The following is a 9892-nucleotide window of genomic DNA, read 5'->3' on the forward strand; positions in this document are numbered from 1 at the left end:
CTCCAGGAGCTTCACGTAGCGCGCGGCGCGCGGGGTCAGCTCCGTGGCGGTCAGGTCCACCCGGGGGAGCGGCCCGGTCGTCGCCGCGGTCGCGACCGACAGCGCCGCGACAACGCTGTCATTCGCTGCCGCGACCACCGCGGCGCGCACGGCTTCGGGCCAGTCGCTCCCGGACGCGGCGGTCCGCGCGGGGAAGACCTCCGCGGCGTCGACGGCGACCGGCTCGCCGGTCAGCACGTCCAGGCCGGACAGCCGGTCGCCTTTGCGAGCATCGTGCATGACGGCCGCGTACCGCTCGAACGCGCGGCGGACGGCGCGCTGCCGCGACTCGACGACGTTCTCGCCGTAGCCGTGCACGGGGAACGGGCCGCCGGCGAGACCGGCCGGGTCGGAGACGACGACCTCGCTGACGAACAGCGGCAGCTGCTCGTAGTCGCGCTCGGTGATCTCGGCGAACACGCCGGTCCGCGGGTCCACGCAGTCCACCGCGCGCCGGGCCAGCTCCTCGTCGTCGACGGGCGCCGCGGCGGGCAGCGCGGTCAGCCGCGCCGGGTCGTCGGGAACGTCGGGCAGCGCGAGCGGGTGGGGAAGGAAGGGGTGCTTCGCGGTCTCCAGCGACTCCAGGTCGAACCGGACCAGGTGACCGGCGCCGGAATCGGCGTCGGCTCCGCTGCTCCCGTCGATGCCGGTGAGGTGCCGGAACGCGGCGAAGCACAGCTGGTTGGCGACCAGCGCGACCGTGGGGCCGCGCAGGAACTCGCTCACCGCGGCCTCCGGGTGGTCGCCCAGATCGCCACCGGCTCCGTCTCCGGCTCGATCTCCGGCTCGGTCTCCGGCTCGGTCTTCGGCTCGGTCTCCGGTTCCGGCTCCGGCGATGTCCGGTGCGAGGGCGCGCAGCCGCCGCCAGGCGGACTCCCAGGCCGTGGCGTCGCCGTCCTTCCCGGTCACGGGCCCGATCCAGGCGTCGTCGCCGGCCACGACGACCTGCGCGGAGGCCGCCCCCGCGGCACTGGCGGCGTGGGCCAGCAGCCGGGCCCGCTCGATCATGGGCCGGTCCGCGACGTGCAGCACCATGGCCGCGCCGTCCGCGAGGCGGCCGAGGTCTCCGCCGTCTTCATCCACATAGTCGATCACGTAGTCGATCCGCTGCGCGGGGTCCTGCGCGCGGGCCGCGGCGAGGTGCTCGGCGACGCGCTCCCGGTCGAACGGCGACTCGCCGAACGGCGCGAGCGACAACGCGCGCACCCCGGAGCGCAACTGCGCGTTGGCGAGCGCCTGGAGCAGCGGGCCGGACCCGGCCAGTACGAGATTGCCGGCGCGGTATTCCTCGAAGCGGAGTTCCGGCGACTCGACGAAGTACTCGATGAAAGCGATATTGGCCGCGTAGGTCTTGGCCACGTCGGCCGGCAGTGTGTGCGGGCGGTCGTCCAGTACGTTCTTCACGTACCCCTTGCCGAGCAGCAGCATCGTCAGCTTGGCCAGGCCGGAGCGGCTGGACTCCGGTACGGACGCGCAGAGTTCGCCGAGTGTCCTGGTGCCGTCCAGCATCGGCGCGATCCGCTGGATCCACTCGTAGGTCGACGCTCCTTTGAGTATCGACCCGCCCAGATTGCTGCGGATGTAAGCGCCTTCCGGCACGCGCATGACGTATACGTCGCCACGCAGTCGCGGCCGTATCCGCTCGACATTGGCTTCCATGAACACCGCTTCTTCACGCATTCTTGATGTCTGGTCAGGAGGAGGACCGAGAGCCACCCGGTCCCCGTTCACAACGCGCACCGGCTAGAGCACATGTGCCCGGAACATCAGCACCCGGATCAGGTGCAGGAACAGCACGGGCAGCAGCAGCAACAGCTGCTCGCACCGCCGGAAGCGGACAGCTCGGTCAGGCCGTAGCCGGCCGTGACCGACTCGGGCACCACCTCGCCCAGGTCCACCAACTCGAAGGCGCTGTCATCCAGCACCAGGTCGTCGAAACCCTCCATGTCTTTCACCTCTTTTCTATTCAGAGTGTTTTCACTTCGGGCAGCACCTTGGTGCAGAAAAGCTCCAGGGTCTGCCCAGCCTCGGCGAGCGGCATCGCTCCGAAATCGATTTGCCAGAGGATTTCGTCGACGCCGCCGATATCGTCGTTGAAGGCGCGGATCCGGTCGATGACGGTGGCCGGCGAACCGGCGATCACGCCGCCTTCGGTGAAAAGCTTCCGGGGTTGCAGGCCGCGCAGCATCCAGCCGAAGCCGGAATAGCCGCGGTAGGCGGAGGACTCCCGCCGGTCCCAGGGGTTCACGGCCTCCGCCCAGACGTCCAGGTAGCGGCGGAGGTAGGTCTCGGCGATCTGCTCGGCGCGCTCGTCGGTGTCCGCGATGACCAGCGGCAGGCTGGCCGCGACGCGCGGGCGGAGTCCGGACGCGCCGTGCGCGGCCTGGAACGCGTCGCGGTAGAGATCGAGGTGGCCGCGGAACTCGTGGGGCGAGATCATCGGGGTGATCAGCAGCCCCAGCCCCTCCGTGCCGAGCCAGGTGAAGCTCTCGGGGGTGCGCACGGCGGCGCCCCAGACGGGCGGGTGCGGTCGCTGGGTGGGCCGCGGAAGTCCCGTCACGTCGTTGTAGGAGAAGAACGGCGTGTCCTCGCTGACTTTCTCCTCGGTCCATATGCGCAGCACCGCGCGAATCGTCTCGCGGAATCGGTCGACGCTCTCGTCCATATCCAGGCCCAGCGCGTCGAACTCGTCGGGCAGATAGGCCCGCGCGAATCCCACGTCGAGCCGGCCGCCGCTGATCGCGTCCACCTGCGCGGCTTCCGCGGCCAATTGGATCGGGTGGTGGAAGACCGGCAGCACGCAGCCGGTCATGAGTCGTACGGACTCGGTTCGGGCGGCCACGGCGGAGAGGAAGCCGAAGGGGCTCGGGCAGTAGCCGCCGTAGTGGTGGAGGTAGTGCTCGGTCATCTTGACCGAGTTCAGGCCGCCCAGTTCCCCCTGGACCGACAACTCCAGCGCATCGCTGTAGTAGGTCTGCGGAGATTTCGTCTCCGGAGTGCAGTCGGGAAGAAAGGAAAGCCCAAATCGCACCGATACCACTCCCTAGCAACCGTGTATTAACCGGATGGACACCCGGATAGCCATCCGGATTTATGCCCGCACGGTGCGGGGTCCCTCGGCGCCACCGATTCGCGGCTGACGCTACATCTGGCCCCCCAGAGCGTCAATATCCTTCGGCCCGGTGGTCTGAACCTGAAAGTTTTTTAAGGTTCGTCCGGTATCCTCGGAGATACTTACGCTACGAAGCGTGCGTTATTGACACGTCCGTCCAATACTGCAAGCGTGGCGTTCGATGCATACGTCTCCATACGCCTGCTCCTTACGCATGCATGTGTCAGATGCATACTGCACGCGTTTGTATACGATGTGCATTCCAGCGCACCGATGCGCGCCGATGCGGGATTCCTCCGCGCCGCCCCTGAAAAGCCGCTCGATGGATGTTGGCCATGACCTCCACGTTGGATACGCCGCACGCCGCGCCCACTGCCCGCGCCGCTCGCCCAGGGGATGCCGCCCCCGCCGGTGAGCAGCCGGCGCCCGTCGGCGAGCCGTCCCCGCCGCACGTCGGCAAGAAGCCCGTACAGCTCGTCGAGTTCACGGCGATGCACGGCGTCCGCTACAGCGTCACCCTCGGCTATCTGAAGGCGACCGCCGTCGCCGACCCCGTACTTGACGCGTCCTGCGATTTCCGGATCTGCGTGCGCGAACAGAGCGGCGGGGACCAGGCGATGGCGGAACTGCTCGACTCCTGGGACGAACCGTTCGCCGTCGCGCTGACCGTCTTCTTCTGGAACCGCTCCCAGTCCCTGGAACTGGCCCGCCAGGTGAAGGAACGCTGGCCCGAGTGCCGGGTCGTCGTCGGCGGCAACGATGTCAGCCACCAGCAGGACCCGCTGTTCGCCGAGGCCCCCTGGGTGGACGTCCTGGTGCACGGCGAAGGCGAGCTGCGCTTCCGCGACCTGATGCACTGTCTGCTGGCCGACGGCGACCTCGCGACCATCCCCGGCATCAGCCACTGGTCCGACGGCGTCCTCGTCACCAACCCGGACGCGGACCGCATCACCGATCTCGAACAGGTCGTCTCGCCGATCCTCACCCCGGTCTACTCCGACGAGGAGATCACCGGCTCGTCGATGATCGTCTACGAGACCAACCGCGGCTGCCCGTACAAGTGCGCCTTCTGCTACTGGGGCGGCGCGACCAACTCCAAGGTGCGCCAGTTCGACCTGGAGCGCATCTTCGCCGAACTGGGCCGGCTGATCCGACTGATGCCCACGGACGCCACGCTGTTCATCGCGGACGCGAACTTCGGCATCCTCGCCCGCGACCGGCAGATCGCCGAGCACATCGTCGAACTCACCCAGCGCTACGACAAGCGTCTGATCATCAGCACCAACTGGGCGAAGAACGGCAACCAGCGCATCGTGGAGATCGCGAGCATGCTGCACGCCGCCGACCTCACCGGCGCGATCACGCTCTCCGCGCAGTCCTTCGACGCGGACGTACTGAAGATCGCCAACCGCGCCAACATCCGCACCGACCACTACCGGCGGCTGCTCTCCCGGTTCCGCGAACTCAACGTCCCCACCTACACCGACCTCATCTGGGGCCTGCCCGGCGAGACGTACGAGTCCTACCTCAAGGGCGTCGAAGAGGTGCTGACGGCGGGCGGCTCGCCGGTGATCTATCCGCTGCTGCTGCTCAACAACACCGAGTACTCACGCGAGTCCTTCCAGGACGAGCACGAACTGACGACGCGCCGGATGCCCGGCGACGTCACCAACCCCGAACTCATCGCCGACGTCGTCGTCGCGCACGAGGCCATGACCGCCGACGAATGGGCGAGCGGCATGGAATTCCGCGTCGCCATGACGCTCTTCCAGAAGATCCTGCTGCGCTGCGCGCTGCGCGTCATCCACGCCACGACGGGCGTACGGCTGGTCGAACTGTGCCAGCAGGTCTGGTCGTTCCTGCTCGACGACTGCGCCGACCCGTTCCTGCGCGCCGTCGCCCGCAATGTCGTCGTCGCCCACCAGGAACCGGCCGCCCTGGACATGGAACTGCTCAAGACGGTCATCGGCGACCAGATCGTCGTACCCGAGGAAGTGCACTTCCAGGCCCTGCTGTGCCGCGCCGTCAGCACCGAGCGCGCCACGGCACAGCTGCTCACCGCCGCCGTCGACTGGCTCTGCGACCGGCTCGCCGACTCCGGGCACGAGGTCGACCGCGTACTGATCGACGGCGCGCTGACCCTCGACATCGCGGCGACGACGGTCCTGCGCGCGAGCCTGCGCGGGGAGCTGGCCGAGGCGGAGTTCGCCATGCCGCGGCGGGCCTGGGACCGGCTGGTCGAGGACGGCGACGTACCGTCGAATCTCGACACGGACGGGCAGGGCGGCACGGTGCGCGGTGCGGTGTGGGCGCCGGCGCGGTGGGTGCACTACCCGATCAGCGTGTACGCGCTGTCGATCTGGCACGGGACGGGCAGGCCGCTGCACGACGCGCTGTTCGCACTGCCGGACAACCTGCCGATGGCTGCTTGACGCGTTCGCTTTCCGACTGTCACAACCAGCCGCGGTCGAGGGCGGTACGGGCCGCGTCCGTGCGGTTGCGGGCGCCGAGCTTGGCCATGGCGGTGGAGAGGTAGTTGCGCACGGTGCCCTCGGCGAGGAAGAGGCGGGCGGCGATCTCGGCGTTGGTCGCGCCCTCGGCGACGGCCCGTAGGAGCTCGCGCTCCCGGTCGGTGAGCGGGTCGGCCGCGTCCCAGGCGGCGACCGCCAGCTCCGGCGCGACGACCCGCTCGCCCGCGTGGACCCGGCGCAGGGCCGTGGCCAGCTCGCCGATCGGGGCGTCCTTGAGCACGTACCCGGCGACGCCGGCGTCCACCGCGCGCCGCAGATAGCCGCTGCGCGCGAAGGTGGTCACGATCAGTACGCGCGTGGGGTCGCCCAGCCGGTTCAGCTCGGCGGCCAGGTCGAGCCCGGTGCGGCCGGGCATCTCGATGTCCGTGACGAGGACGTTCGGGCGGTGCTCACGCACCGCGGCCAGCGCGTCGTCGCCGTTGGTCGCGGTCGCCACCACTGTGATGTCCGGCTGGAGGTCCAGCAGGGACGCGAAGGCGCCCAGCACCATGCCCTGGTCCTCGGCCAGGACCACGCGGATCACCGGGCCGCCGCGACGGGCACCGTGATGGTCAGCGTCGTACCGGCCGAACCGGTGCGCTGCACCGCGCCGCCGAGCTTCGCGATGCGCTCGCGCAGCCCGTTCAGCCCGGTGCCCTCCGGGGCCGTACCGCCGATTCCGTCGTCCGCGATCACCAGTCGCACCCGTTCCTCGTCCGCGTCCAGCCCGATGTGGCAGATGCTGGCCCGCGCGTGCCGGGCCACGTTCGTCACCGCTTCGCGCAGCGCGAGCCCCAGCTCGTGCTCGGCCGCCGCGACCAGGATCAGATTGTCGTCGCAGGCCACCCGCAGCGTCACATCGGTCCCGGCGAGCGCCCGCCGCGCCGCCTCCAGCTCCGCGCGGACGGTGGTGCGCCGCCAGCCGGTGACGGTGCTGCGCACGGCGGCCAGGGCCTCGCGCGCGTTGCGTTCGATCTCCTCGGCCTCGGTACGCGCCCGCTCCGGGTCGACCGACACCAGCTCCTTGGTGAGCTGGGCGCGCATCACGACGGCGGTGAGCGAGTGCCCGAGCAGATCGTGCAGGTCACGGGCGATGCGTTCGCGTTCCGCGACGGCGGCGAGGAGTTCGGCCTGCGCGGTGCGGAGCCGCTGGTTCTCCTGCTCCTGCCGCCGGTCGCGCTGCTTGAGTTCGAGCAGCCCGATGACCCAGATCAGTACGAGCGCCGAGCAGAACCCCCACAGCCAGTAGGGCATCGGGACCCGGGACACCAGCGCCGTGCCGCTGTTCAGCGCGGTCAGGCCCATAAACCACAGCCGCGCGTCGTGCCAGGGGAGCGCCTTCCCGGCGACGGCCGCCGCGTAGACGAACAGCACGCTGGCATTGGTGTTGAACGGCGTGGCCAGTGTGCCGATGACGGCCAGCGGCACGATGGAGGACCAGGTGTGGCGCGCGGAGGGGCCGCGGAGCAGCGTGGTCCCGTAGAGCAGGGCGGTGACCACGCACACGGCGATCGCCAGCGGCCACTCCCACCAGGCCTGCTGCGGGGAGAAGTAGGGCTGGGCGAGGACGAAGAGCACGTAGCCGAGGTAGGCCCACTCCCAGGTGAGCAGCCGGGAGACGGCTGACCTGGGAGCGGCGGCGGGCCCGGCTTCGGGACGGTCGGTACTGGTCATATCCGAGCATGACGATAGGACACGGTGGCGATGGCGCCGGCGACGACGGTGGTGACGACGAGGGCGAGCACGTGGATGAGGGCGGTGCCGCTGCCGAGCTGGGCGAGCCCGAGCTCGGCGAGGTGGTAGGTGGGCAGGAACTCCGCGATGTGCTTCACGGCGGAGGGCAGGAACCGGACGGGTATCCACAGCCCGGACAGCACGGCGAGCGGGAAGAGCACCGCATTGAGCATCGCGATGGTCGCGCCCGTACGGAATCGCAGCCCGACGGCCACGCTGAACAGCGTGAACGGGATGGTGCCGAGCAGCAGCACGCCCGCCACCCGCAGCAGCGCCCAGGGGGAGGCGTCGAGCGTGCCGAACGCCGCGGCGGCCACGCCCATCAGGGCCAGTACGCCGACTCCGTAGAGCAGCGCGGCCGTGGCCTTGGCGGCGAGGCTGATCCCGACGGGCACGGCGGACACCCGCTTCATGCGCAGCCAGCCGAGGTCGCGGTCCTGGGCGACGCCGATGCCGGGTTGCAGGGCGGCGACGGTGATCACTCCGTATGTGCCGAAGGTCGCGACCATCGCGGTGCCGGCGGAGAGCCCTTGGGTGGTGCCGTGCCCGTAGAGGAGGTTGAAGAGGACGAAGAATCCGACGGGCATGAGGATGCTGAAGAAGAGGGAGGTGGGCTCGCGCACGATGGCCCGCAGCTCGTCCCGCAGCTCGACCCCGAAGATCCGTACCGCCAGCGCGCTCATGCCGCCACCTCTTCCGCTCCGTCGTTGCCGTCCTTGCCGCCGCTTCCGCCGCTGCCGTCGCTGCCGTCCGTCAACGCGAACACGGCCTCTTCGAGGCCGGCGTCCTGCACGCGCAGTTCGGACAGCTCGGGGTCGCGGTCGAGCAGGAGGCGCAGCAGGTCCTCGGGGGAGCGAGTCTGGATCTTCAGGAGCTCATGCTCGGGAGCGACGGACAGCACACCTGGAAGTTGCTCGATCTCGCGGGGATCGAGCCGGGTCCGGGCGATGACCGTACGGTCGGGCAGCCGCGCGACGAGCTCCTCGGGGGGCGCATCGGCGAGGACGCGCCCGTGATCGAGCACGACGACGCGGTCGGCGACCTCGGCGGACTCCTCGATGAGGTGCGTGGTGACGAGTACGGCGGTGCCCTGCTCGCGGCGGCGCGCGAGAATCTGCCAGAAGTGCCGCCGGGCGGAGGTGTCGAGCCCGGCTGTGGGCTCGTCGAGTACGAGCAGCGCGGGCTCGGTGACCAGCGCCATGGCCAGCTGTACGCGCTGCTTCTGACCGCCGGAGAGCTTGGAGACCCGCCGCCGGGCCAGTTCGCTGAGCCCGAGCTCCGCCATCACGGGCCCGGCCGCGGCGGCGCGCAGCCCACCGCGGATGGCGGCGCCGGTGACGAGCTCATGCACGGTGAGGGTGTTGGGAAAGCCGAGCGTCTGCTGAGCCACCCCCAACCGCCGCCGGGTCGCCGCCCGCCGCGGATCCCCGTCCAGCACCCGCACGGACCCTTCCTGCGGCGTCCGCAACCCGACGGCGATCGTCACCAGCGTCGACTTCCCGGCCCCATTGGGCCCGAGCAGCGCCACGCACTCCCCGGCGCCGACCTCCAGATCGACGCCGTCCAGCGCGACTGTCTCCCCATACCGGTACCGCAGCCCTTCGGCCGCTACCACCGTCCGTGTCGTTCCCATGGCCATCACCCTCCCGCCCCGCGATCACCGCTGGTAGTGATGGCCCGTCACGGCCGCCGAATGACAATTGTCATCTCCACCGGTTCCTGTCCTGCGCGCCCCGCGCCGGCCTGAAATCGCGAACGGCCCCGGAGGGGAAGTCCGGGGCCGGAGACTGACTCAACGTCGCGATCACGGACACACCCAACCGCTGCACGGGTCCAATCCGGCTTTGCTGAGGCAGACCTTGTAATAGGACACGCTCTTGTCGAAATAGCGGTCGCCGCATTTGCCGTTGGCGACTGCCCGCCGGTCAGGCAGCCGCCCCGCCGCCCACTCGTCGCCACGGCTCAGCCGAAGCTGATCAATTCGAGACTTCGAAAGGTTTGCCGCGGTATCACGGAGTGATGGTGGAAGCTTTGCCATAATGTTCCGGATTGGCGGTTTTAACCGCATCGTCGAACATGATGTCATGTGTGGGACTGGGCCGCGTGAGCCGCACGCGTCCCGCGTTGGCCGAGAAACGGGGGAAATCTTGTCGCGACCACCTGCGCTGCCCGCAACCAGAAAGTTAGACATCGTCCTCATGCATCTGAAGGGAGAATTAACCATCCCTGATGCGGCGAAACTCGCGGGCGTGTCGGAGCAGTCCATCGGGAACTGGAAGAGGAAGTTCATCAGCGCCGGGAAAGAAGCGCTGGAGCCGGCGGTTCATGAGGGCGATATTCAGGTGAGCGACAGGGAGCGGCAGCTCCGCAAGGAGATACACAATCTTAAAGCGGCGCTCGGGGACGCTTTTTTGCAGCTGCGGGCCATTAAAGAGGCCACGCGGCGCGACATGGCGACAAGGCCATGGAATCCCCGATGATGCATTGATGGCATGAG

General features: G+C 69.3%; 9 protein-coding genes. 2 read left to right on the top strand and 7 right to left on the bottom strand.

From position 1 onward, the window contains the following. The 3 genes from ACFU99_RS20155 to ACFU99_RS20165 form a co-directional block, all read right to left on the bottom strand. Positions 1 to 1698: hypothetical protein (locus ACFU99_RS20155; RefSeq protein ID WP_384393814.1), on the bottom strand; the 1698-nt coding region annotated here is incomplete at its 3' end. 119 nt (positions 1699 to 1817) lie between these two features. After that, the gene (locus tag ACFU99_RS20160; RefSeq protein WP_106980492.1) at positions 1818 to 1985 is read right to left on the bottom strand and encodes a thiomuracin/GE37468 family thiazolyl RiPP peptide; all 168 of its coding nucleotides are present in this window, start codon (positions 1983 to 1985) and stop codon (positions 1818 to 1820) included. 20 nt (positions 1986 to 2005) lie between these two features. Continuing rightward, a complete protein-coding gene (locus ACFU99_RS20165; protein ID WP_384393818.1) occupies positions 2006 to 3070 on the bottom strand; it encodes an LLM class flavin-dependent oxidoreductase in 1065 nt (354 codons plus the stop codon). Between the two features lie 416 nt (positions 3071 to 3486). Here ACFU99_RS20165 and ACFU99_RS20170 point away from each other — a divergent pair, with 416 nt between their 5' ends. Continuing rightward, on the top strand, positions 3487 to 5583 hold the full coding sequence (locus tag ACFU99_RS20170; RefSeq protein ID WP_384393821.1) for a radical SAM protein: 2097 nt from the start codon (positions 3487 to 3489) through the stop codon (positions 5581 to 5583). Positions 5584 to 5602: 19 nt separating this feature from the next. On the opposite strand, the gene ACFU99_RS20175 is transcribed toward ACFU99_RS20170, so the two are convergent. The 4 genes from ACFU99_RS20175 to ACFU99_RS20190 are packed head-to-tail and all read right to left on the bottom strand — an operon-like array spanning position 5603 to position 9028. Continuing rightward, the gene (locus tag ACFU99_RS20175; protein ID WP_384393824.1) at positions 5603 to 6205 is read right to left on the bottom strand and encodes a response regulator transcription factor; all 603 of its coding nucleotides are present in this window, start codon (positions 6203 to 6205) and stop codon (positions 5603 to 5605) included. Further along, positions 6202 to 7335, bottom strand: a complete 1134-nt coding sequence (locus tag ACFU99_RS20180; RefSeq protein WP_384393827.1) for a sensor histidine kinase — start codon at positions 7333 to 7335, stop codon at positions 6202 to 6204. Before ACFU99_RS20180 ends, ACFU99_RS20175 begins: the two co-directional genes overlap by 4 nt. Beyond that, positions 7332 to 8078 (bottom strand): ABC transporter permease, encoded by a 747-nt coding sequence (locus ACFU99_RS20185; protein ID WP_384393830.1) that lies wholly within the window; start codon positions 8076 to 8078, stop codon positions 7332 to 7334. Before ACFU99_RS20185 ends, ACFU99_RS20180 begins: the two co-directional genes overlap by 4 nt. Further along, on the bottom strand, positions 8075 to 9028 hold the full coding sequence (locus ACFU99_RS20190; protein ID WP_384393833.1) for an ABC transporter ATP-binding protein: 954 nt from the start codon (positions 9026 to 9028) through the stop codon (positions 8075 to 8077). The genes ACFU99_RS20185 and ACFU99_RS20190 overlap by 4 nt, the downstream gene beginning before the upstream one ends. Before the next feature lie 451 nt (positions 9029 to 9479). On the opposite strand from ACFU99_RS20190, the gene ACFU99_RS20195 reads away from it, so the two are divergent. Further along, positions 9480 to 9875 carry a transposase gene (locus tag ACFU99_RS20195; protein ID WP_384393835.1) on the top strand — a complete coding sequence of 132 codons (396 nt, stop codon included), beginning with the start codon at positions 9480 to 9482 and terminating at the stop codon, positions 9873 to 9875. The last annotated feature ends 17 nt before the right edge of the window (positions 9876 to 9892 follow it).

This window comes from Streptomyces sp. NPDC057654 (assembly GCF_042800135.1).
Classification (GTDB): Bacteria; Actinomycetota; Actinomycetes; order Streptomycetales; family Streptomycetaceae; genus Streptomyces.